Below are 23,394 nucleotides of genomic sequence, written 5' to 3' on the forward strand. Positions count from 1 at the left end.
GGAAAAAATGTATAGACTTCTAATAAGTTTTATAACTGTTTTTTTTCTGGTTTCATGTGAGAATCAGAATCCAGTAGATAATGATTCATCAAACTCAAAAGGTGAGCTTTCTTTTTCAATTGATATGACCCAAGCCCCGAATGAAGTGGTTAAACTGCGAGGGGCATTATCCCGCTCAGATCACGATACAATATTTTTTGATTTTGAAATGAATGACAGTGCAGCTGTTGCAAAAGTTGACGATTTAATTGCCGGTATATGGCTCCTTTCAGTGGAGGCACTTAATGAAGAGAATCAGATAATTTACAATGGCAGCACTGAAGTATCTGTTCTATCTAGTCAAACAACTACAGTTTATCTACACCTTGAACCAACTACTGGAACCCTAAAGGTTATAGTAACATGGGGAGACAAAGATTTAAAACAACAAATTTTATTTGTCGGTCAGCATCATACTGCGCAAACAATATACGATGAATGGCGGGTTTTAAGTATGTACATTGATGGGACTGGATTTAAAGAAATTACTGCTGGCACATATCCTATATGGACGACAGATAGAAGTTTTTTTATTTTCAGGTACGATATAAATAGTATTGCCCGTTTCGATTTTGTAGCTAATAAAGCAGAAATAATCGGATCTACTCCAAATCATGTAAACTTCTTTCGATATATGGAGTCTACGAATCGGATAGTTTGTGACTACAAAAAAGATAATGGATACTGGGATATTGGTCATATGAATATTGATGGCTCCGATTTTCAAAAAATTGTTGAAGATGAGTCAACAAAAAAAAGACCTGTACCAAAACCGTTTTCCGATTGGATTTATTATTCTGGGAACATAACAGGAAATTTTCAAATATATAAGGTAAAAATCGATGGTACGATGAATGAACAAGTTACGTTTGGATTAACAAATGCATCTTTTCCTTCTTTTAATAAAGATGGTTCTAAACTTCTTTTCTCCGAGAAACTGGAAAATGAATATGCTTTAAAAATCATCGATTTAGATTCAAACTCAATTACAACGTTTGATTTTAGCAGCATCGGTGAAGCCATTTACCCAATATTTTCTGAAGATGACAATTATATCATCTATGTTCAAGTTGTGGGACCTACATATTTTGATCGCGAGGTTTTTCGAATGAAAAGTGATGGAACAGAAAAAACCCAAATCACCTTTACAGATCAGTTCAAAGATTACGTAAGACCAGTTAGCTGGTAATCTTTGTTATTTGTTAAAAAGCCTTTTAAGCTTCAAAAGAAATGAATTATATTTTGTTATTTTAAAATAGGGTGTTTGGATGGCTCCGAATGCCCTAAAGTTTTTCTCTATTGACTCATGCATGCTTCCTTCAAAATTAAATATTTTATCATGCTCAATTGCATATTTAATTCCCTTCCAAATTAACATTGATGCCGCACCACTTTTTCTAAAATCCGGATTACTTCCGCCTATTAGATAGTAAATCATATTATTATCCCAAATTAAATATACACCTGCATGAATAAAACCTTTAGTATCCTTTGCCAACAAAACCATTTTACTTTTGTGTTGATCAAGTATATCGTCGAGTTTTTTTAGAAATGAATAACTATATGGGGTGGGCATATTTTGGCGTTTGAAAGTTTGTATGATTAGATTGTAGAAATCATCAATGTCATCTGGAACATAAATTTTTAAAAGCTTTGAGGCTTTATTAATTTCCCATCTTGTTTTATCTTGAAATTCTTTAAACACATCTTCCTTTTTAGCTGTGTCAATAGTATATGTATACCGTGTAGTTTGCTGAAATTTTTTCCAATAAAAAGGCAACCAATTTTTAAATGACGGATAAAAACTTTGATTATATTTGTCAAATTTTGGGAGTTGCTTAATCAGTTCAATATATGTTTTCTTTTCATAGCTCAAACGCTTTGTATAGTTCTGATTTGGTTGAAAAACAACCCAAGGACCGAGGTAAGGAGTTAATTTGGGCATCCCGATGAAAGTAAACAAGCCCTTCTTTTTTAGCATATATGGCATTGCTGCAATTACTTTTCCACCTTTTTCCACAAGAACACAATCCCATTTATTATTTTCACAAACCGCATCCAACCACCATGGATTCATAAAAATTGGGACCTCATTTTCCAGACAAAATTTTTGATAACGTTCCTTTTTAGTTGCCATAATTTACCCAGTCCAATTTGCCAATTTCCTCATTTAGCCTGGAGGAAAGTTCAGTAACTTCTGTACTTTTCCTCGGTTCAATTTCCATTTGTTTGTAATCAGTTTTAAAATTTACAGCCCCCAAAGTTTCCTTTATATTTATGACTGTTTTCTTAAACCCGTCTGATAAACACTCATCATATTGTAAAAATGAAATGTTCTTTTCAGGAAACAAAGATAAATCTTCCATAATTTGCTTTTCAATATAATAAATCTGTTTTACTACAAGCTCCGGTTCATCTAGGGCAAGTAGATCTTTGTAGTTTTTTGGCTTTACAGACCACCACTCCCCTTTTTTAACTGCCAAAGATTGGCGTGCCTTATAAATTGATTTCGCATTATCCAAAGGATTCCGTTTTAAAAAAACAATTTTTGCCTGTGGATATAATTTTGCTACTATTTTTAACCTTTGGCTTAAAACAAGATTTTTAATTATCAATGGCTTTCGATATTTAGCCATCAAAGGATCCAAATTATTTTTAATTTTTTCTGATTTTAGCGTTTCAATCTCTTCATTTGTAAGAAAATGATCTTTCCCTGGCAACATCCTCCTCCAAAATGGACCAGCTTCACTTGGCGCATGTAAGCCCCAATCCATTGTACTTCCATGAATAGAACGATAGCAGTTATGAGGTCCGCTTTTAAATTTTTTATTGCTAAGCCACATACCAAAAAGAAGGTTTCTATTAAAAAGGTGTGCCAGATTATCAAAGTACAGAACATCCAAATAGTTTGTTAAAACCTGATACAAAATTGTAGAACCACTTCTTGGAACTCCAACTATAAACAGTATCTTTTTTTCATCATTAATAATAGGTTTGGATAAAAAATAGTCCGCACCTTTTAATGCAAAAGCTGAATATTTTGCAATTTTTGATAATAAATCAATCTTAAAGTTTTTCATTTTTCCAAAAATTTTATAAAACGGACTAAATTTAACTTGTGGATTGTCCGTCGATCTGGTTTAGTAAAATCACTAAAATATAGACTTAATTTTAACATTCTAATCAACTCAAGCAGACAATACCTTTTAAACTTAATATCCCTCATCCAGTAAAGCTTAGGGACTTTTTTTATATTAATTTTAATATCAGGGAAAAGTGTTTCAATATACTTTCTATATAAGGATTGATTCTGTCTGTACTTTTTGGGCAATGCCAAAAAAAACTCAGCTAACTCTTTATCCCATAAAGGCAGGTGCCACTTTAAATCAAAAAATTCATAGGCGCGAATTGAGTTAACTAGAAATTTCGCCATTCGCTCTTTCCATATCCAATTTTCATAAACAGTACCATAATCTATTCTTTTCGATTTTGGTATTAAAGATAGAATCTTATTTTTAAATACATTTTTCTCTTCCTTTGTAAGTTTAAAAATTGAATATTGAAGTCTGATTATTTCATCAGCCATATCTTCTGGAGCTGGATTTTGCTTATTTGTAATGATGTTTTCCAAATGGCGGCCGGATATAAAGTCCCCACAATGCCCAGATATAACTACACTGTTTTGCGGAATTTTATTTTCCTCCAATAGGTAGTTTAGTGCCTGAAAATCCTGGATATGTGGAATCGAAACATAGTTGAATGCATAGCTATCATAGTCTTTTGATAGCTGTGATTGATATAACTGACGACTACCCTTTGAATAATTAACAAAATGAATTGGAAAGCCAAGTTTTCCTGCAATATAATGGGCTTTTATAACATCATCATCGTTTTTTGCGCCATAAGTAAAACAAATAACATCTTTGATTCCCATAATCTTACACATAAAAGCAAGGATGCGAGAATCATATCCACCACTTAAGGAGATAACGATTGTTTTGTCAGCATAAAGTGTTTGCAGACGAGTAAATGTATTAACAAAAACAGAATTAAGTTTTTTTAAGTATTCCCCTTCGCTAAACTCCTCTTCGGTCATGTGAATATGATCATAATAAACTTTGCGCTGAATCCTCTCCGAATTGATTATGGTAATTTCTCCAGCCTGTGCCTGATACAATCCATTAATTAACGTATCTTTATCTGTTACATAACCTGTCGAGAAAAACTCTCGAGAAGCTGATTTATTTATTTGATATTCTTTAAAGTTAGATACTAAATTTTCCGCCATATCGGAAACTACATTCAACTCCGGCGAATAAAAAAGAGGAAATGAACGAATGTGATCCACAGCTACTAATGTTTCCTTTTCCAGTTTTAAGACAATCGCAAAAAAGCCGTTACACTCGCAAACCTTTCGATGAAAATCTTCGCTCGATTCTGTATCCTCAAAATAGGAAACCCACGCATCATTTATAATAAGCTCATTCCCAACAAAGGCATATCCCTTAGCATGCAGATTTTCTGAATGAAACCAATCAAAACCCTTGTTATTTTTAAGTTCAATTTTCATTTAATTTTTTTCTTGTTAGGAAGTAAACAATTATTATAAATATGATATTAAATATTACACCAATACCACTAAAAAGAAGGAGTGATATATAGGCATCATTAAAAATGGCATATCCAATGTACAAACCCACAAACCGAAAAATTACCAGGAAAAAATTATAAATAAGCAGGAAATGTTGTTTGTTTAATATTGCAGGTATTGTGTTCATTGGTGTATTAATAAATAACATGAACAACCATGGCAATATTATTTGGATATATTCTCCGGAGGTTGTCCAATTTTCACCAAAAACAATTGTAAATAATGGCGGGATTAGAAAAAAGAGTGCGAGAAATGGTGCAATAACAATTTTAATAAGGCTCAGATAGCTTTTTCTAATAATTGGCCATAGGCGTTTATTTTCATTGTGAAATTCTGTTATCTTTTGAAAATAGACATCTTTGATTGACTGGCTGACGAGATTTAATGGCATTATAATCAACCGATACCCAAAAGCATAGAAACCGGCAATAACCGTATCATAGAATGACAATAACAAAAATACGGGCAACTGAACTGAGAGAGTATTTAAAAACCCGTTTGCTACGCTAAAGTAAGGAAAGAACTTATATCTTCTTAGTAAAACTCTTATACGTTTGAAGTTATAATTTTCACGTTTAAGAAGCTCCCTAAATTGCTTGATGGTAAAGTAAGAAAAATTTTGCAACAGCCCACTAATCTTACCTCCTATTAAACCAAGGCTGCCCGGATTCCAAAGCAAACCAGCAGTAAGTGTAACGGTAGATGCCATTAATGTTTGGTACACTTTGCTTTTAGCAACTATTTTGAAATTCTTCTTCCGGTTTTGAAAATAGATACTACTCTGAATAAAGTTCTTTAAAAAAATAGAGATCGAAACGAGGTATAGCCAATAAGCAGATCCTGATAAATTAAAAATTTCAAGAATCTGATTGTAAAACAGTGAGATGATTATTAAGACAATCATCGAAAATATAAATGATAATGAAACCGTTGAAACAACTAATTGCCTGGCCTGTTGCTCCCTTTTTGGTAACATAATAGCTACATCATAACGTAAACAGGCTATAATAGTTAAAACCGTATAGGTACTTACAAACAGGGACTGCTCGCCAAAATCTGCCGGGAGATAAATGCGCGATAAAATGGGGCTGATTAAAAGCGGAATGGCCTGTGCAAGGGTGGAGCCGGAAAAAAGAACGGCCACATTCCTAAAAAATTCTGTTTTTGTAAATTTTTTTATTTGTGAAATATTCATTGATTTTTCAATTAAGAAATATGTTTGCTGGTAAAACTGAAAAGGGATCTGATCCTTTTATATCCTGCAAAATTTCTTCATAAAGTTTTGTGAGTCCCGGATAAATTGTCTCATCAAAAAAACTATTATGCCATAGAAGTACAAATAATCCATTATATTTTTTGCAGGTCGCAATCATTTCTTTAAATGCGTTTTGGACCTGCTGATTTGATAATCCTAAGTATTGAAAAAAAGAGACGTCCATTGCATTCAAGGGTAGTTCCCAAATATTCATCATGCGATCATTTTCCAAATCATATGGATGGAAGGGAAGACAATATGAGTTACGCCAACCATAACTTTCTGCAAAACCCCAACTGCTGTCATACTTAACATCCAGTTTCTCAAGAATTTGCAATGTTTCAGGATATTTAAAACTTAACCAATGTTGGCGTGAGGCCAAAATTTCTGCACCACTCAATTCTTTAACCTGGTCTAAATTTTCCTGCATAATACCTTTATTGTCTCTGGAGTTAAATGTGCCGTGCAGAGCAATTTCGTCGCCGTTTTTTTGAAATAATCTTGCTAATTTCTGAATTCTTGGTTCATCAAAAGAATAATATGCATCGATCTGTTTATGACCTTGTGGTAAAAAAAACCAGATCGAATTAAATCCCAGTCTTTTTTCCAGTGACTTCATCCAATCAAAATTCCAATAGGGATTCTCTCCTGATTTAAATTTTGATAAAGCCTCAAGAAGATAACTCCAGTATTTAGTAAATCCGCTACGAATTAGCATTTTTAAGCGACGTTTTATTTCCATAAATGTCCACTTATCAACACGGTCAACGTCGTGGGTTAGCAAAAGTCCAAACTTATTCTCTGGCCAGAATGATTTCTTTTTAAAACTAATTTTATGACGCTCACAAAATTCATGAACCGCATTTATAATTATTTCAAAATAAACATTTACCAACGGATTGGCGGCAATGTTTAACTCTTTTTGGATGCTTTCACTATAAGTAAACCGGCCAAGATGATCTCCTTTATATGGTAAAAACTCTTGATAGCCCGATAACAAATAAAATGCTGATTTCAACAGATCATGCTTAAAAATCAGATTTCCATTAGTGTCAAAAGTATAAAATACTTTTTCATCAGAAATTGGAAATAAAACGGCTGTTTCCTCGATAAAAAAAGTTTTTGCTATCGGCTGATCTGAGAGCGGGAAAACAATCAATGGACCATTATTCTTTTTAGGCACATCCTCAAAACAAAGAAAGTTAGTAAAACTCTCAACCTCAAAATGATGCTGCAAATGAAAAAGAACATAATCTATTTTATTTTGATTTAATCGTTCCTTCATGACGCCACCAATCGTGCATAGGCTTCGATCATATCTTTTACAGTCTGATCCCAAAAAATATTTTGAGTTTCGATAAGTTGCTTGCTTTTTTGCTCAATGGATTTTGAATTCTGCCCATAATTTTCCGCCAAGCCAATAAGGCAATCCGCAAATGCATTTTTATCTTCGCTGTCAATGGCAAAACCAATTTGGTTATCAACAACAAAATCATGCATCATTTTTGCCTGGCTTGTAATGATTGGTTTGTGCATTGCCAGGTACTGATAAATTTTGGTGGCGATTGTTTTGTTGATTTCATCGCGAGTGGCATGTGGTGTAAAAACGCACACTTTCGCAGCAGCGATATAGGATGGCAATTGTTCAACATCCAACCAACCGATATATTCCAGCAGGTGCTCAACCCCTTTTTCTTTGGCTATATCGATCGCGTTAAACCTATTGCTAAACCTTCCGGCTACTAAAAATTTTATATTCGGGATATGTTTTTCCAATTTTGATAATGCATCAATTACAACATCAAGGCCCCGCAAAATATCCATTGCCCCGGCATAAAAAATCACAAAATCATTTTTATACTTTTCAACAATTGCGGGATCAACGTTTTCCTTCCTAAAAATTGTTCGGGTCGGCGTGTTTGGGACAGTGATTAATTTTTGAGGATCGATTCCTACTTCTGTTATATAGTTTTCTTTAAGCGGATCGGTAACGGTTATTACAAGGTCAGCTTTTTTCAAGTTTTGTTTTTCGTACTTTTTCCAATTGCCAAGTGCCTTAATTATTTTCCCGGGAATGGAATTATAATGCGCTGTCTTTACAATCCAATCGCTCCAATATTCATGTTGATCACAAACAACCTTGCAACCGTATTTTAGCGCCATCTGATGAACTATATCGGTCATGGGTAAGTCATGAATATGAATTATGTCAAGATTGTTATCCTTAACAAAATTTTCAATATGCTGTTTCCAGACATATTTATAAATTGGAAACGCAAGATAAGTTGGGCTTAATTTTTTGTATAATGTCCGGTTTATTGGAAAACGAGTAATTTTAATACCTTTGTAGTTTTCTTTTGTAGGTCGGTCCTGCCAGGTGAAACACAACATGTGGACTTCATAACCCTCTGCTATCAAGCTAAGCGCTTCTTTTTCCGGGCGGTCGTCAGGGGGAAAATCCCGCTCGAGGATCATACCAACTTTTACTTTATCTTTATTCATTTTTATCAAAAAGAGTTAATACCGGTTCATTTTCAAAGTTTTGTTTAAGCTTGTCATATTCTTCCGGGTTCAATACTAAAACATTAATTTTTCTGCTGATCAGCTTTTCCGTTTTTTTCTGCACCCGCTCTAACTCTTTCGTATTCAGACTTCGTCCAATCAAGATCAAATCTATTAAACCACTGTCTTTGCCAACAGCATAATCCCCACGGATAAAAGCCAGATCAATCTTCCCAAGCTTGTTAATAATATTGCTGATAACTTTATCAATTCCGGTAGATTTAAGTACAATACTGCGGATTTCTTCAAATAGCGGATGAGTTATATTGGCGTTATAAATTTTATTTCGGCCTTCGCTTTTAGAGCTGAGGATTTGTGCTTCTGTCAATTTATTAAGCTCTACGCGAATGCTGTTGGTCGACTCGCCAAACTCGTTTGCAAGCTGACGCAGATAACCCTTAGTTTTGGGATTAAGAAAAAACTTAAGTAAAATCCGGATGCGTGTACGAGAAGTTATGAGTGTATTTAACATTTTGGGTTTTGAGTAATTATTTTACTCAAAATAAGAACAGATTTGATGAAGGTCAATAATACTTTGGCTTAGCCTAACCTAAGGATTCAACAAATGTGAGATAAGATTTATAACGCATTTCAGCTATTTCTCCACTTTCAACAGCATTCTTTACAGCACACTTGTGTTCTGTTAAATGCAGGCAATCATTAAATTTGCATTCTTCTGCAAAGTCATTAAATTCCGAAAAATAGAAACGCGCCTCATCTTTGTGGATGTCAATAAAGTCCACTTTTTTCATTCCAGGCAAATCTACAAGTTCTGTATTGTCATCTAGTTTAAACTTAGTAACTTGGGTAGTGGTGTGAGTTCCTTTGTTACTGTAATCCGAGATATCGCCCACATCAATTTCCAGATTAGGTTCAATGGCATTTAGCAAGCTGCTTTTTCCCACTCCGGAATGACCGGCCAATGCAGATTTTTTATTACGCACTAGTTTTTCCAACGCGCTAATACCCAATCCCGTCTTTGCAGAAGTAACAAGAACCGTGTAGCCTATTTTCTCATATACGCCAACCATTTCTTCTATTTCAGTTGCATCTTCAACAAGGTCAGCTTTATTAAGGCAGATGACAGCATCAATTTCTTCGATCTCTGCCATAACAAGCAGACGGTCAATTAAACCAGGTTTTAAAGGTGGGGAAACAAAAGAACCAACAATTAGTAATTGGTCTATATTACGGCACAGGCGCCGAACGAGCGGCAGGTGCTTTTCTACAAATTTGGGGAGTTCTCTATTGTGGATTAATTCATTTTTTTCTTTACGGCTGTGCTTTTCACGCACAAAATAGTCAATTCGTTGCTGCTGCCTTTTAGTGAGCTTTTTCATAAATCAGGAAAGGCTGCTTTTATCCATAAAAGTATATATCAGTTTCTTTTCTTCAGGTTTAACTTTAGAAATTTTTAAAGCAGATAAAAGTCTCTCTTCAACAGAATCAACAACTTCTGCTTTGTCTGTAAAAATTGTCATCACCGTTTCACCTTTGGTAACATCATCCCCAATTTTCTTGGATAAAACTATCCCGGCCTTAGGATCAATTTCATCATCCCATTGAAAACGTCCGGCGCCAAGTGAAACGGATGCTAATCCAACCTCGAGAGAATTAACTTCACTCACAAAACCTGATGATTGTGCATTAATTGATCGTGTATATTTTGCCTTAGGATAATTTTCCGGTTGGTTTACTGTTTCGATACATCCTTCCTGTCGACCAACTATCTCAAGAAATTTATCCCACGCTTTTCCTGATTGGATCATTTGTTGAGAAACAGCAATTCCTTCTTCTAGTGAATTCGCATTACCACCAAGCCAAATCATTGCCCCGCACAGGTTATGTGTTAATTCCATCAAATCATCCGGGCCATTTCCTTTTAAACAATCAATGCATTCTTTTATTTCCAGCCAATTCCCAACGGTAAAACCAAGGGGCTGATCCATATTGGTAATAAAAGCTACCGTTTGCTTTCCACCCTTTTCACCAATACCAATCAAATTTTTTGCCAGTTCTACAGATTTATCATAATCTTGCATAAAAGCACCGTGGCCTGTTTTTACATCAAGAACCAAAGCATCTATTCCTTCGGCCAGCTTCTTGCTCATAATAGAACCACATATTAAGGGAATCGATTGAACTGTAGCCGTAACATCGCGTAAGGCATAAAGTTTTTTATCAGCAGGGGCAATCGTTTCGGTTTGCCCTATAAGGCAAACACCAACTTCATTAATTATTTCTTCGTATTCGCTCGTATTATAATCAATCCTAAAACCTGGTATACTTTGTAATTTATCCAGCGTACCACCTGTGTGCCCTAATCCGCGTCCGGAAATCATTGGAACCGGAACTCCGGCTGCCGCAACAATTGGTGCAAGAATAATAGAAACTTTATCTCCTACACCACCCGTGCTGTGTTTGTCAACTTTAATACCGGCAACTTTGGAAAGATTTACAACCTCACCGGAGTGCAACATTGCCTGGGTTAAAAAATGCATTTCATCTGTGGTCATTCCATTCAGGAAAATAGCCATTAACAAAGAGCTAACCTGATATGCGGGTATGGTTTCATCTGTAAAACCATTAACCATGAAATTAATTTGGTCTTTGGAAAGCTCTTTTCCATCACGCTTATCAGTAATTATTTCGTATGCAGTCATAATCTAGGTTTAATAATCCCCTTTTGCGGCTTTTCCGTTTGATACAATCGCCACGCTGGCACTTGCTCCAATTCGTGTAGCGCCGGCTTCCACCATTTTGCATGCTTCATCATAACTTCGCACACCACCACTAGCTTTTACACCCATCGCATGTCCAACGACTTTACGCATCAGGGCTACATCTGTAACAGTTGCCCCACCTGTACTAAACCCGGTAGAAGTTTTTACAAAATCTGCACCGGCTCTTTTGGAAATTGTACAAGCAGTTACTTTTTCCTCATCTGTCAAAAGGCATGTTTCCAAAATTACCTTAACAATTTTACGTCCCGCAGCGCGTACAACAGATCGGATATCATGCTCAACCAAAGATAAATCTCCAGATTTTAAAGCACCCACGTTTATCACCATATCCACTTCTTGCGCACCCTGGCTAATAACCTGGCGCGTTTCAGTTGATTTAACTTCTGGTAATGTTGCGCCTAATGGAAAACCAATTACGGTGCATACTTTTACATCTGTGTTGCGCAATAATTTATGAGAAAGGTTAACCCAAGTCGGATTAACACAAACTGATGCAAATGTGTGTTCCTTTGCTTCACCACATATAAATTCAATCTCCTCGCGTGTAACATCAGGTTTCAACAAGGTGTGATCTATCCAACGTGCCATTTCATACTTTGGCGGGCAAGATGGAGCAACCACTCCAACACGACTTGCGCCAAACGAAACCAAATCGTTTGCAGCATCATAACTGAAAGGTCTTAAATGGTTTTTAGAGCAGGTTGGACACTCGGTTATGCTGGAGTCTGCTATAACCTGGCTTATAATATTGTCAATAATATCGGTTGTAATTGTAGACATGGCTTTCCCTAAATTTTATATTTAAATCAAATCTTAAAAATGTCTCTTTTAAAAATAACTTATCGTATTATCTTAAACTCACTTGCTATCTGCAATCTCAACATCGTCAATAATTCCAAGAATAAGTGCCTGGACGGGTATTTCCTTATCCTGTAAAACAATCTGAGCAGAACCGCCTTCTTTCATTACAAGAACCCGGTCTCCTTTCCCCGCATCAACGGTATCCAAAGCCAGGTAATCTTTTCCTTCAGCGTTACCATCAAGATCAAGCGGCTGAACAATCATTATTTTTTTTCCAATAAAATGATCGTTTTTTACGGTTGATGTTACATTTCCAATTACTTCACAAATTTGCATAAATTATATTTCTACATTAATGCTTTTACTTCGCCCATAAAACGATCGGCCAGGTCTTGTGCCTGTTTTTCATCCGGCGCTTCAGTCATTACACGAACTATTGGTTCAGTATTCGATTTTCTGAGGTGAACCCACTTATTACCGAAATCAATTTTTACACCATCCAGCAAATTAATCTGCTCATCTTTGTAGGTATCTGCAAAGCTGGCTAAAACTTTATCCGGGTCCATACCTTCAATACTTACTTTCTCTTTTACCATTTTATATTGCGGTAAAGATAAAAACAAATCATGCATTGTCCCATCGAACTCTGCCAGATATTGCAAGCTCATAGCAACCGCCAGAGGAGCGTCGCGTCCTAAATGAAGCTCTGGTAAAATAACTCCGCCATTTCCTTCACCACCGATAACCGCTTCTATTTCCAACATTTTCATTGCAACATTAATTTCTCCAACTTTGCTGCGTACAAACATACAATTATGATAATTGGCTATATCTTCGGATGCTCGTGATGTAGACATATTTACAGCAACGCGGCCCATTTTTTGTGAAAGTACCAGTTTAACCGCCAGTGCCAAGGTGTACTCTTCTCCGATTGGCATTCCTGTATTGTCAACAATTGCGCAACGGTCAACATCCGGATCAACAGCAAAACCAACATCTGCTTTTTCTTTAACAACTGTTTCTCTTAGATCGGTTAAGTTTTCCGGTAAAGGCTCCGGCGTATGGGCAAATTTTCCGTTTGACTCGCCATGTATTACCTTTACTTCGCAACCAAGCTCTTCCAAAAGTTGCGGTACAATCAAACCGCCGGCGCCGTTTACACAATCTAAAACTACTTTAAATTTTTTATTACGAATTTTCTCTGCATCAATATAATCAAGTTTTAAAATTTCTTCATTGTGACGTTTATTCGCATCTGCATCTATCTCTTCCGACCCAAGCCCTGACCATTCCTTCAATTCATATTCATGATTATCACCCATGGCATAAACTTTAGCCGCATCTTCCGGGTTTAAAAACCGGGCATTATGATCCATAAATTTTAAACCGTTCCACTGGATTGGATTATGGCTGGCAGTGATGGCAATGCCACCTGAAGCTTTATGATGTTCAATCGCCATCTGGACAGTAGGAGTTGGGACTATCCCAATGTCAATTACCCGACAGCCGGCAGCAACCAGACAACCCTTTACGATATTTGAAACAAATGGACCGGAAACCCGCGAATCACGACCAACAATAACAGTGCCGCCCTTAATAAATGTACCAAAAGCAAGCGTATATTTTTCAATTACACCAGGAGTAAGAGTAGAACCCACTTCTCCGCGAACACCCGAAACAGAAACCATTAACCTTGACAAATTATTCTCCAAAAATGTGAATTAATACAAAAAATTTCAAGGAGGAAAATATACCCTTGTAGTCTCCTAAATTCAAGCTAATTGGCGATTTATTCAATCTTGGTTTATTAGGAAATAAATTTTGATAAATCCACATTTTAATAATATGTGAACTTTTCGTGAGCAATTATTCTTATAATCGCACACGAATTTTGAGAACTAAAGAAGGATTGAAATGAAAAAAATATGTACTCTGCTTTTGATTTTAACAATAACTCTTTCATGCAGTAATTCAACAGAACCTGATGGTAATGGAGGTCTGATTAGTGATCGGCCTGAGGCAACAAATTTTACATTGACAACAGTGAATAACGAAACTCTTTCTCTCTCCGATTTCCAGGGAAAAGTTGTTTATTTATTTTTTCTGGGTTATTCCTGCCCGCTCTGTAAAGCAAATGCACCAGGCACAATTGCGATTGACAATAAATATGATGACTCGGAAGTTCAAATAATTGGACTGGATGTTTGGGATGGTTCGGGATCGCAAGTTTTGGATTTTATTGGGTCCACCGGAGTTAACTACCCTATTTTAAAAAATGCCAGTGCTCTGCAAAGTGAATACAATGTTAGTTATGATTATTCTGTTTTGGTTGATAAGCAAGGCCGGGTGGCTTATAAAAAAGAGGGTGTAAAATCAAGCGAGATAAGTTCAAATATCGATGCGTTATTAGAAGAAGAATAAAAGTGCTGTTCGTTCAAAACTGGGAGTTAAAATTGAAAAAAATACTGTTCATTCTATTGATTGGTCATACGGTTCTATTTGCCGGTTCACAAATCAACAACTTTAAATTGAAAGATTTAAATAACCGTTCTAAATCTTTTTCTGATTTGCGTGGTGAAAACTTAACAATTATTGACTTTTGGGCAACATGGTGCAAACCTTGCATTCAAGCCATCCCAAAGCTTAATAAAATTTATGATGAGTATAAGGAGCAAGGGGTAGAAATTGTCGGGATCAATGCCGATAGTCCACGAAATAGTGCAAAAGTTAAACCATTTGCAAAAACTCTTAAAATACAATACCCCATATTGAGAGATCCTAACAATGAAGTTACAACAGAGTTAAATGTAACAGCTTTCCCAACCCTGTACATTGTTAATTCAAAAAATGAAATTGTTTATACACATATCGGGTTTCGCCCGGGAGATGAAAAACTACTAATCGAGGAAATTGAGAAACTTCTTGGAAAATAAAATGAACCGGATTGTATTATTATTACTTCTGCCACTATTATCAATATTTGTATCGAAATCATTTGCACAATTTAGTGGATCAAACTTGCTTAACTTTCAGCTGGGAAACCAAGCCAGATTAATTCCAACAAATAAAACTAATGTTTATAATCAATTAAATTTGCGCTACAGGCAAGACCAGATGGTTTTTGGCTTGAGGGCCGAAACGTACAAAACCAGCCATGAAGATGAATATAATTCAATCTCTCAGAAATATTTAAGATATACCAAAGGCGACTTGCGTGTCCAGATTGGTAGTTTTTATGAAACCCTTGGCCGGGGATTGCTATTAAGGACATATGAAATACCAGGAAGCATTCATGAAAGCTCCGGCCAGCGCTATGGTTTATATAAAGATATTGAAGGCATATCAATCCGTTTCGATAATGATTATATTTCAACAAAAATGCTTTATGGGAAACCACTGGATAATTCCATTTCACCTTCATCGAAGACAAAAAGAAGGGAAGTCTTAGCACAAGGAGGGGAATTAAATCTGCATATTAATGATTTTATTACTCCTGGAGTTTTATACCTGCGAAGTGATTACGAAGATAATTCCAATATTGTATTAAATGAATATGCAGGAACAAACATGGACTTTCAATTTGACAATTGGCAATTATACTCGGAGTATACACAAGAATTTGGTTCAGGAAATGATATCATTGGATTAGGTAAAAATTCAGCCCATGCCTTCTACATTTCTGGAAATGCAAGTTTTGAAAATTTAAGTTTTAGCCTTGAGTATAAAGATTACAATGATTTTATACTTAATTTTAATGATCCACCATCACTGGCCAAAGAACACTCATTTAGTTTGGCCAACCGGGCCACGCATACTACAAACTTATCAAATGAAAATGGCTGGCAAGCAGAGGTGTTAATCGATTTAGATGATTTTAACACTATCACCCTAAACCATGCCCGTGCTGTTATTGATTTGTTTGGAAAAGAAAGTGTTTTTGAAGAATACTATATAGATTTGAATTATTATTTTAATGATCGAACCTTGATAAAAGCTTTTACCGATTACTCGATGGATGAATCGGAAAACCAATTTAACAGATATACAGCAGGTGTTTTATTTGAAAATCAAATATCCGGGATGTGGAGTGTTTCAAATGAATTACAGTATCAGCAGTTCGATGTGGATTTACCCTATAATAATTTATTTGGAGACTTAGATCATAGTGTCAAGACTTTTGTTGTTAATTCGTTTATCAGTCAGTCGAGACATTTTTCAATAGGAGCATCCCTCGAAATATCGAATGATCCACAAGAAACGGATCGTTTAATTGGTGGCAAAAAGGTTTTTGTTAGTTGGCCATCCCTAAATGCATCATATCAATATGATCAGGATAATGATATAACCCTGTTCTACGGCAAAAGACGCGGCGGCAATACCTGTACTGGAGGTATTTGCTTCGAGGTTGTGTCTTTTGAAGGTTTAGAACTTAGTCTTAGAAGTCGTTTTTAAAAGGAGACTCAATATGAAATATTTTTCTATTATAATTGTATTAACATGCATGGCATTTTCATTTTTAAGTGCTCAGGTCGTTGGTTCGGAAGCGCAGGAATTTACTCTGGAAAAATTAGGCGGGGGCAATATATCATTAAGCGATTATTCCGGAAAAGTGGTTTACATATTTTGGTTTGGTAATAGCTGTCCAAATTGTATAAATCCAAACGGGCCTGAGTCCCAAACAAAAGTCGCTGATAATTATACAACAGATAATTTCCAGGCTTTGGGCATTGATACATGGACAAACCCACCGAGCACACAATCAACAGTCGCCGCTTTCCAATCAACAACAAGTATTACTTATCCCTTGTTATTGAAGGGTAACAATGTAGCAAGCCAATATGGTGTTACCTATGACCGTAGTATGGTAATAGATCAGGGGGGAATAATAAGGTACTATAGAGGATCAGTTGGAAGCAGCCATGATTGGGTTGAAATTAACAAAGTAATTACTGACTTGTTAAGTGCAACTGCAATTGAAGACAAAACTTCTCCGGCAATCGATTTTGCATTAAAGCCAAATTATCCAAACCCTTTTAATCCTGAAACACGAATTCCTTTTTCAATAAATAAAACTCAAAATATTAAACTTCAAATTTATAATATTTCCGGTAAGCTTGTAAAAACTTTAGTTGAAGCACCATTTGGCAAAGGTAATTTTGAAGCAACCTGGAATGGTACTGATACTAATAATAATCCGGTTTCTTCAGGTGTATACTTTTCTGTTTTACAAGGGGAAGGCATTAGTAAAGCACAGCAGCTTTTACTTATCAAATAAATGCGGTTGTAAAATATTTTGGCAAGGGTTTAAGTGAAAAAATTGTTTTCTGATTGAATTCTGGAAGGTTTAAGTCCAATTCTTTATATTCCCAATAAATAAACCCGATCTCAAAATCAATGAAATACTTTTTAGTCATCTCAATTGTAATTACATCTTTATTTCTTGCTATACTTGGCTATAGTTTTTCTCTTAATGAAGAAATAAATATAAAGCACTCTTTGGTTTTGGAAGCGCCTGATATTGTTGTCTGGAATGCACTCACAAATTTTGAAGATCACCATAAGTGGCAAAAATCAATCAAAGCATTATACAATTATAATTACTCCGCACGGCAAGTTCGGTATTTAATTGGTGACAAAACGATAATGGCCAATCAGCAAGTCCGTGTTCTGGAAAGTGCAAACACTATTGATTTTATTCAAATTGGAAAAGAAGAATATACCGCGCTTAAAAATATTGGTGGGCAAATATCAGTAAAAAGCTTAGCCGATGGTAATACCGAAATCAGCTGGAAACTGAGCTACCGGGTCAATTCAATAACTCAAAAGCTGATTAACAAGTTCGAAATCCAATCTCACCTCGATATACTTTTATCAAATAATCTTAACTCTTTAAAATCTTATATTGAGCATTGATTCATAATATCATCGGAATAAGGTCTTATAAGAATAATATATTGTAGGCCGGAAACCCGTTTTGAGATTCCCAACAAGTCATTTGGGAATGACAAATTACGTTTGCTCGTTTAAACTACTTCTTTTTTAGTTTCTTTATCGCTTCGTTTGCTGTAACCAATACTGGGTCCCATACAGGAGAAAACGGCGGGGAATAACTCAAGTCCAATTCGGAAATATCATAAACAGTCATTTTTTGATGAAGGGCCATGGCAAACAAATCAAGGCGTTTTGCAACACCTTCGCCACCAACAATTTGCGCACCTAGTAATTGTCCGGTTTGTTTTTTAAATAAAATTTTTATTGTTATTGGCTTTTTGCAAGAGCTGTAAGCAGCGCGAGAGAAAGCATCAATCAAAACTGTTTCAAACTTAATTCCAAGTTGCTCGGCCTGCACACTGGAAATCCCGGTTCGGGCAATATGCAGATTAAACATTTTTAGCACCGCTGTGCCAACTACACCTTTCATCTGTGCAAAATGCCCGCTTGCATTATCACCAGCAACACGGCCTTGTTTATTTGCAGTCGTGCCAAGTGGCAAATAATTAAAACGGTTTGTGACTAAATTTTTCACCTCTGCACAATCTCCTGCTGCATAGACGCCATGCAAATTAGTCTCCATTTTTGAATTAACCGCAATGGCTCCGCTTTTCCCAAGTTGAACACCGCAACTTTTTGCAAATTCCACATTTGGTTCAATACCGGATGCCAAAAGAACCATGTCTGTTGAAATGATTCCGGCATTTTCCAATACAACCTGTTCAACTTTATCATTCCCCTGTATGCCAACCAAAGAGCTATTTAAATAAACATCACAATCATTTTTTTGCAGCTCCAGTGCAATTTTATCCGCAATGTCAGGATCTACACTTTTTAAAAGCTGACCATTTTTTTCTACAAGGATAACTTTTAATCCTTGTTGTGAAAAAGCTTCGGCCATTTCGAGACCCACATAGCCACTTCCAACAATCACCACTTTTTTAGGTATGTTAGTATTTAGTATCGATTTGATTTTTAGGCCATCACTAAGTGTGCGTAATGAAAACACATTTTTTAAATGTGAGCCAGGGATTGCCAGGCCTTTTGCCCGCGCACCGGTGGCAATAATCAAGCGATCATATTTGAAATTTATATTTTGGCCGTCTTTGAGCCGGCGTATATAAAGTGTTTTTTTATGGTGTTGAAAATTAAGGGCTTCATGACCTGTTAATATTTTTATATTTTGTTTTTCGAACTCCTCAATTGTCCTGGCGATCAACATTTGGGAATCAGGGACTTTTCCTGCTATATAATAAGGCAATCCGCAAGCACCATAAGAAATGTCTTCCTCTTTTTGAATAACCGTAATTTCTGCCCGCTGGTCATTTTTTCGCGCCCTAGCCGCGGCCGACATTCCGGCAGCTACGCCACCAATAATAAATATTTTGAGAGGTTTAAATGTATTCATTTTCTAATATCTTAGGAGACACGCCCTTTATAATAATTGTAATCTTTTATAATTGTATTTAAAAATAATCTGCTTTCCATATCATTTTCAATACTTAGTTTCTTTTTAATAATAGTTGCCGTCTTTTTAATAAACTCCATTTTGATTATTCCATGACGGTCTTCTTCCGGTTTGGCCCTAAGTACTTCTTTTAGTGTTTCAATATCTTTATCAGAAAGATCTGCAGCTTCTCCAAAAACAGGTTTATAATCTTCGTCAACTTGTGAAAGAATTGTATCCTCTAGCCGAATTCGTTTTTTTATACGCACAACTGTTGTGCCGGCAGCCATATCGCCTAGTCTTTGTCCTTTTCCGCTAATTATCAGTGTAATCAGGGCAACGCTTCCGCCGGTTGCAGAAATTTCAATCAAACGGAATATCCAGCGAATTATAAAACTACCCATTGATGCTTCACTGCCATCAAGTTTAATAACCCGGATGTTTCTTGCTCGTTTACCAAAAGTTTGTCCGTTGTAAAAACTCTCCAATACAACTTCATAAAAAAATATGGGAGAATAAAGTATAAACATAACCGCGGCTGATGCCTCAATCCCAAAATCATCCAAAAAACCTATTAAAATCAAAGCGCTCAACAAATAACCACCCTGAATTGCGATATCAATTAGTATTGCAATCATCCGGTCACCTACGCCCGCCAGATCATAGTTTAGATCAATATTTTGAGTTGTTTGTATATTAATTGTTTCCATGGATCAAATATTAAGTTTGTTTTTTTTGTTATTTATAATCTTCAAGTTTTTTAAAAATATATGGTCCTGTTTCAGCTCCCCATACCTGTTTATCATCTGAGTCAAATCCGCGATCCCAGCTTGTAAGAACATTTTTTTCAATACGAACCTCGGACGTTGCGTAGGTTGAACCACGGAGCGTACTTTCACAATTTTTCTGATTTGTACTGCCGGAAAACGTACCATTATGCTTTTCCAGGAAAATTACACAACCCTTTCTTTCTGTTAAAGAATCCGGGGTTAATGTCTCAAGAGGAAATTGTTCTTTCCAGGCACCGGCAAAGCGCAGAGGGTTATCAAAAGTAAAAACAGCACTCTCAAAAGTACCATCTGTTCTGCGCTCAAGGCGATAAACCCGTTGGCGGTATGGTTTTTCCAATGCCCAGGATGCTGCTTGTTCAACATATAACCAAATTGCATCTTCCCGTTCATTCCAGATTTGGACCATTTCCAGGCGAATATCAAAAAAGTTCGTATCTGCTTCGGATTGCTCTATACTGCTGAACGAGCCTGTCATCATAGACTTAAGTTCTTGTAATTCATTGTTTTTCGTAATTGCAGATTGTTTACAAGCAAAGAATATTGAAAGAAAAGCAATTAGTAGTAAGGTTTTGCTAAGTATTGTATTATTCATGATCCATCCAATTATTAAGTTAGTAAAATTTGTTTCAAAAAGTTTAAAACTAGATAATAGCCCTGGCCTTCAATTCTAAATATTTATTGATCACCGAGATTGTCAATTCTTGCGGTTGGACAAGAATGCTTTGGATTCCCGCCATACGAAGCTCTTTGACAATTTGTCTTTTTTCATAGATTAGTTTTTCGGCAATCACCTTTTTATAAATTTCCTCGGTGGTTTTTGCAGGTAGCTCCCGAAATGTGGTCAGCTCACTGTTTTCAAAAAGGATGACTACAAGAGCGTGACTTTTATTAATCTGACTTAAAAGCAGCATTTGTCTTTCAAGAGATTGGAGGGATTCAAAATTTGTAAACAACAAAATAAGACTGCGTTGCTTAATTCTCATTCGAATCGTTGCGTACATCTTTTCAAAATCTGATTCCAGGAATCCGGTGGACTGGCTATACAACGCTTCAAGGATTCGATTCATGTGCGAGTAATGGCCACTGGCCGGTAATACAGAACTGATATTATTCGAAAATGTTAACAATCCGGCCTTATCATGTTTACGGATGGCAATATTTGAGATAACCAGACTGGAATTAATCGCATAATCCAACAGGCTCATTCCTTTAAATGGCATTTTCATATTACGGCCCATATCTATCACGCTAAAAACCTGCTGCGCTTTTTCATCCTGATATTGGTTTACCATTATGTCACGCCGGCGTGCCGTTGCCTTCCAGTTAATTGTCCGGTAATCATCTCCTTTTACATAATTGCGGATTTGATCAAACTCTAAAGTATGGCCAACACTGCGGATTTTTTTTATGCCAGCTTCCGTAAGCCTGTTTGATATTGCATACAGTTCATACATTTGCATTTGAATAATCGAAGGATAGACAAGTGCCCTGGCTTGTTCATCAAAACTGTATTTGCGGCCAACCAAACCTACAGTAGAAGAGACAAATATATTCAAAAAGCCAAAAACATAATCGCCCCTTTTAACGGGAAATAAGGAATATTTTATGCGTTTACTTTTACCGGCCTGTAGTTTATAAAACAGATTAAAATTTCTTACCTGAAAAACAGCGGGAATTTCATCAATAACATTGATGTAAATTTCAAAGTTATAATAGTTTTCAATCTCAACCGATATTTGGTTTTCATCGCCATTGGATAATTTTGAAGGTACTTTTCTGCTGGCAAAAATCCCATCCTGCTTATGAAATAATAAAACAGTATCAAAAATCGTGATTAGGATAAAACCGCCTAATCCAAACTTTGCCACAGCATATAATGAGGCATAATTAAACCCAGCAATAAAAAGAATTACCAAAGCGGACAGTATATAAAAAAATCTTTTTTGTAGATAAAAACTCTTGATAAATTTAATAATCATCTTCAATGTTCTTATAATTATTATTTATGTCATTCTAAGGTACGAAACACCCCATTATCATCCTTTTTGAAATTCTTTAAATTATAGGATTCTTCGCTTCGTTTCACTACTTTCAGAATGACATTTCTATAATTTTTCTTTAACGCGGAACCTCAATTTTCTCTAAAATCTTTTCCAGAATTTGCTCGGTTTTAACACCTTCCATTTCCTTCTCTGCGGTTAAAAGCAGCCTGTGGGAAAGCGCAGGATATGTAATAATTTTTATATCATCCGGTGTAATAAAATCGCGTCCCTGTATTGAAGCCCAACCTTTGGCTCCGCTTAAAATAGCAAGCCCGGCGCGCGGAGAACCACCCAAATAAAAGGCATTATGCTGCCGGGTTTCCTCAATTATTTGTGCAATATACTTTAGCAGCCTTTGTTCAGCATGAACCTGAGAAACTATGCCCTGCATCTCAATTAGGTCTTTATTGTTTATCACCTGCTTAACTTTTTGCATCGTATTTTCTAAACTGTTTTGATTGAACCTTTCCAAAATGGAAACCTCTTCTTCTGCCGTTGGATAATCCATTACAATTTTAAACATGAACCTGTCTAACTGTGCTTCCGGAAGCTTATAAGTTCCTTCATGTTCAATAGGGTTTTGGGTAGCCATAACAATAAATGGTAAATCCATCGGATAGGTTTGGCCATCAATCGTAACTTGTTTTTCCTCCATTACTTCAAATAGGGCCGATTGTGTTTTGGCCGGGGCACGGTTTATTTCATCTATAAGAATAAGGTTGGCAAAAATAGGTCCCTTGTTAAATACAAACTCAGAACTTTTAAGATTAAAGACAGACGTTCCTAAAACATCCGACGGCATCAAATCGGGTGTGAACTGAATGCGCGAAAATTGGGTGGATGTGCAAGTTGCCAATAATTTTGCCGCCAGCGTTTTTGCAATCCCCGGTACACCTTCAATCATAATATGGCCTTTTGATAAAAGTGCCGTAATCATTAAATCAACTACTTTTTCCTGGCCAATGAGTACCGTGCCCATTTCTTTTTTAATTTCGCCAATTTTTTGTTGCAATTTTGCTATCTCGATTCGGGGTTCAAAACTTTGTTCTTCACTCATTAATTTTCCCTTTT

Annotated in this window: 23 protein-coding genes; 6 read left to right on the plus strand and 17 right to left on the minus strand. The window is 36.0% G+C overall.

Annotated elements, in window-relative coordinates; translation table 11 throughout:
- Window positions 1-7: 7 nt before the first annotated feature.
- Window positions 8-1,228 carry a DUF5050 domain-containing protein gene (locus HND50_08105; GenBank protein NOG45179.1) on the plus strand — a complete coding sequence of 407 codons (1,221 nt, stop codon included), beginning with the start codon at window positions 8-10 and terminating at the stop codon, window positions 1,226-1,228.
- Between the two features lie 6 nt (window positions 1,229-1,234).
- On the opposite strand, the gene HND50_08110 is transcribed toward HND50_08105, so the two are convergent.
- The 12 genes from HND50_08110 to glmM all read right to left on the minus strand — a co-directional run bounded on the left by HND50_08110 (window position 1,235) and on the right by glmM (window position 13,752).
- Window positions 1,235-2,176, minus strand: coding sequence for a GNAT family N-acetyltransferase (locus HND50_08110; protein NOG45180.1), 942 nt, complete (start codon window positions 2,174-2,176; stop codon window positions 1,235-1,237).
- Window positions 2,166-3,119 carry a sulfotransferase gene (locus HND50_08115; GenBank protein ID NOG45181.1) on the minus strand — a complete coding sequence of 318 codons (954 nt, stop codon included), beginning with the start codon at window positions 3,117-3,119 and terminating at the stop codon, window positions 2,166-2,168. Before HND50_08115 ends, HND50_08110 begins: the two co-directional genes overlap by 11 nt.
- Complete coding sequence (locus HND50_08120; protein ID NOG45182.1) at window positions 3,116-4,609, minus strand: asparagine synthase; 1,494 nt, start codon at window positions 4,607-4,609, stop codon at window positions 3,116-3,118. Before HND50_08120 ends, HND50_08115 begins: the two co-directional genes overlap by 4 nt.
- Window positions 4,599-5,885, minus strand: coding sequence for an oligosaccharide flippase family protein (locus HND50_08125; GenBank protein NOG45183.1), 1,287 nt, complete (start codon window positions 5,883-5,885; stop codon window positions 4,599-4,601). The genes HND50_08120 and HND50_08125 overlap by 11 nt, the downstream gene beginning before the upstream one ends.
- A 7-nt stretch (window positions 5,886-5,892) precedes the next feature.
- Window positions 5,893-7,230: a hypothetical protein gene (locus HND50_08130; GenBank protein ID NOG45184.1), complete on the minus strand. Its 1,338-nt coding sequence runs from the start codon at window positions 7,228-7,230 to the stop codon at window positions 5,893-5,895.
- Window positions 7,227-8,447, minus strand: a complete 1,221-nt coding sequence (locus HND50_08135; GenBank protein NOG45185.1) for a glycosyltransferase family 4 protein — start codon at window positions 8,445-8,447, stop codon at window positions 7,227-7,229. Before HND50_08135 ends, HND50_08130 begins: the two co-directional genes overlap by 4 nt.
- Window positions 8,440-8,979 (minus strand): winged helix-turn-helix transcriptional regulator, encoded by a 540-nt coding sequence (locus HND50_08140; protein NOG45186.1) that lies wholly within the window; start codon window positions 8,977-8,979, stop codon window positions 8,440-8,442. Before HND50_08140 ends, HND50_08135 begins: the two co-directional genes overlap by 8 nt.
- 73 nt (window positions 8,980-9,052) lie before the next feature.
- A complete protein-coding gene (gene rsgA, locus HND50_08145; protein ID NOG45187.1) occupies window positions 9,053-9,847 on the minus strand; it encodes a ribosome small subunit-dependent GTPase A in 795 nt (264 codons plus the stop codon).
- 3 nt (window positions 9,848-9,850) lie between these two features.
- Window positions 9,851-11,170 carry a thymidine phosphorylase gene (locus HND50_08150; GenBank protein ID NOG45188.1) on the minus strand — a complete coding sequence of 440 codons (1,320 nt, stop codon included), beginning with the start codon at window positions 11,168-11,170 and terminating at the stop codon, window positions 9,851-9,853.
- A 9-nt stretch (window positions 11,171-11,179) separates the two neighbouring features.
- Complete coding sequence (gene deoC / locus HND50_08155; protein NOG45189.1) at window positions 11,180-12,031, minus strand: deoxyribose-phosphate aldolase; 852 nt, start codon at window positions 12,029-12,031, stop codon at window positions 11,180-11,182.
- A gap of 78 nt (window positions 12,032-12,109) precedes the next feature.
- On the minus strand, window positions 12,110-12,388 hold the full coding sequence (locus HND50_08160; GenBank protein NOG45190.1) for a EutN/CcmL family microcompartment protein: 279 nt from the start codon (window positions 12,386-12,388) through the stop codon (window positions 12,110-12,112).
- An 11-nt stretch (window positions 12,389-12,399) separates the two neighbouring features.
- Complete coding sequence (gene glmM / locus HND50_08165) at window positions 12,400-13,752, minus strand: phosphoglucosamine mutase (GenBank protein NOG45191.1); 1,353 nt, start codon at window positions 13,750-13,752, stop codon at window positions 12,400-12,402.
- A gap of 214 nt (window positions 13,753-13,966) precedes the next feature.
- Between glmM and HND50_08170 the strand changes: the two genes are divergently transcribed.
- The 5 genes from HND50_08170 (at window position 13,967) to HND50_08190 (ending at window position 17,965) form a co-directional block, all read left to right on the plus strand.
- Entirely contained in the window at window positions 13,967-14,473 is a 507-nt protein-coding gene (locus HND50_08170) for a TlpA family protein disulfide reductase (GenBank protein NOG45192.1), read from the plus strand.
- 32 nt (window positions 14,474-14,505) lie between these two features.
- A complete protein-coding gene (locus tag HND50_08175) occupies window positions 14,506-14,985 on the plus strand; it encodes a TlpA family protein disulfide reductase (protein ID NOG45193.1) in 480 nt (159 codons plus the stop codon).
- A gap of 1 nt (window position 14,986) precedes the next feature.
- On the plus strand, window positions 14,987-16,504 hold the full coding sequence (locus HND50_08180; protein NOG45194.1) for a hypothetical protein: 1,518 nt from the start codon (window positions 14,987-14,989) through the stop codon (window positions 16,502-16,504).
- Between the two features lie 13 nt (window positions 16,505-16,517).
- The gene (locus tag HND50_08185; protein NOG45195.1) at window positions 16,518-17,327 is read left to right on the plus strand and encodes a redoxin domain-containing protein; all 810 of its coding nucleotides are present in this window, start codon (window positions 16,518-16,520) and stop codon (window positions 17,325-17,327) included.
- 119 nt (window positions 17,328-17,446) lie between these two features.
- On the plus strand, window positions 17,447-17,965 hold the full coding sequence (locus HND50_08190; protein NOG45196.1) for a hypothetical protein: 519 nt from the start codon (window positions 17,447-17,449) through the stop codon (window positions 17,963-17,965).
- A 115-nt stretch (window positions 17,966-18,080) separates the two neighbouring features.
- On the opposite strand, the gene HND50_08195 is transcribed toward HND50_08190, so the two are convergent.
- From HND50_08195 to HND50_08215, 5 genes are all read right to left on the minus strand, one after another.
- Window positions 18,081-19,451: an FAD-dependent oxidoreductase gene (locus tag HND50_08195; protein NOG45197.1), complete on the minus strand. Its 1,371-nt coding sequence runs from the start codon at window positions 19,449-19,451 to the stop codon at window positions 18,081-18,083.
- 11 nt (window positions 19,452-19,462) lie between these two features.
- Window positions 19,463-20,200 (minus strand): RDD family protein, encoded by a 738-nt coding sequence (locus HND50_08200; protein NOG45198.1) that lies wholly within the window; start codon window positions 20,198-20,200, stop codon window positions 19,463-19,465.
- Between the two features lie 28 nt (window positions 20,201-20,228).
- The gene (locus HND50_08205) at window positions 20,229-20,873 is read right to left on the minus strand and encodes a hypothetical protein (protein ID NOG45199.1); all 645 of its coding nucleotides are present in this window, start codon (window positions 20,871-20,873) and stop codon (window positions 20,229-20,231) included.
- Window positions 20,874-20,922: 49 nt separating this feature from the next.
- Window positions 20,923-22,260, minus strand: coding sequence for a DUF58 domain-containing protein (locus HND50_08210; GenBank protein NOG45200.1), 1,338 nt, complete (start codon window positions 22,258-22,260; stop codon window positions 20,923-20,925).
- 139 nt (window positions 22,261-22,399) lie between these two features.
- Window positions 22,400-23,380: a MoxR family ATPase gene (locus tag HND50_08215; protein ID NOG45201.1), complete on the minus strand. Its 981-nt coding sequence runs from the start codon at window positions 23,378-23,380 to the stop codon at window positions 22,400-22,402.
- Between the last annotated feature and the right edge of the window lie 14 nt (window positions 23,381-23,394).

It is taken from the genome of Calditrichota bacterium (genome assembly GCA_013112635.1).
Taxonomy (GTDB): domain Bacteria; phylum Calditrichota; class Calditrichia; order Calditrichales; family J004; genus JABFGF01.

Coding starts and splice junctions, on each gene's coding strand:
- HND50_08125 (NOG45183.1), bottom strand. CDS start 5,885: ATGAATATTTCACAAATAAAAAAATTTACAAAAACAGAATTTTTTAGG.
- HND50_08210 (NOG45200.1), bottom strand. CDS start 22,260: ATGATTATTAAATTTATCAAGAGTTTTTATCTACAAAAAAGATTTTTT.
- HND50_08150 (NOG45188.1), bottom strand. CDS start 11,170: ATGACTGCATACGAAATAATTACTGATAAGCGTGATGGAAAAGAGCTT.
- HND50_08160 (NOG45190.1), bottom strand. CDS start 12,388: ATGCAAATTTGTGAAGTAATTGGAAATGTAACATCAACCGTAAAAAAC.
- HND50_08200 (NOG45198.1), bottom strand. CDS start 20,200: ATGGAAACAATTAATATACAAACAACTCAAAATATTGATCTAAACTAT.
- HND50_08195 (NOG45197.1), bottom strand. CDS start 19,451: ATGAATACATTTAAACCTCTCAAAATATTTATTATTGGTGGCGTAGCT.
- HND50_08130 (NOG45184.1), bottom strand. CDS start 7,230: ATGAAGGAACGATTAAATCAAAATAAAATAGATTATGTTCTTTTTCAT.
- HND50_08205 (NOG45199.1), bottom strand. CDS start 20,873: ATGAATAATACAATACTTAGCAAAACCTTACTACTAATTGCTTTTCTT.
- HND50_08180 (NOG45194.1), top strand. CDS start 14,987: ATGAACCGGATTGTATTATTATTACTTCTGCCACTATTATCAATATTT.
- HND50_08140 (NOG45186.1), bottom strand. CDS start 8,979: ATGTTAAATACACTCATAACTTCTCGTACACGCATCCGGATTTTACTT.
- rsgA (NOG45187.1), bottom strand. CDS start 9,847: ATGAAAAAGCTCACTAAAAGGCAGCAGCAACGAATTGACTATTTTGTG.
- HND50_08110 (NOG45180.1), bottom strand. CDS start 2,176: ATGGCAACTAAAAAGGAACGTTATCAAAAATTTTGTCTGGAAAATGAG.
- HND50_08115 (NOG45181.1), bottom strand. CDS start 3,119: ATGAAAAACTTTAAGATTGATTTATTATCAAAAATTGCAAAATATTCA.
- HND50_08105 (NOG45179.1), top strand. CDS start 8: ATGTATAGACTTCTAATAAGTTTTATAACTGTTTTTTTTCTGGTTTCA.
- HND50_08190 (NOG45196.1), top strand. CDS start 17,447: ATGAAATACTTTTTAGTCATCTCAATTGTAATTACATCTTTATTTCTT.
- HND50_08215 (NOG45201.1), bottom strand. CDS start 23,380: ATGAGTGAAGAACAAAGTTTTGAACCCCGAATCGAGATAGCAAAATTG.
- HND50_08135 (NOG45185.1), bottom strand. CDS start 8,447: ATGAATAAAGATAAAGTAAAAGTTGGTATGATCCTCGAGCGGGATTTT.
- HND50_08185 (NOG45195.1), top strand. CDS start 16,518: ATGAAATATTTTTCTATTATAATTGTATTAACATGCATGGCATTTTCA.
- deoC (NOG45189.1), bottom strand. CDS start 12,031: ATGTCTACAATTACAACCGATATTATTGACAATATTATAAGCCAGGTT.
- HND50_08170 (NOG45192.1), top strand. CDS start 13,967: ATGAAAAAAATATGTACTCTGCTTTTGATTTTAACAATAACTCTTTCA.
- HND50_08120 (NOG45182.1), bottom strand. CDS start 4,609: ATGAAAATTGAACTTAAAAATAACAAGGGTTTTGATTGGTTTCATTCA.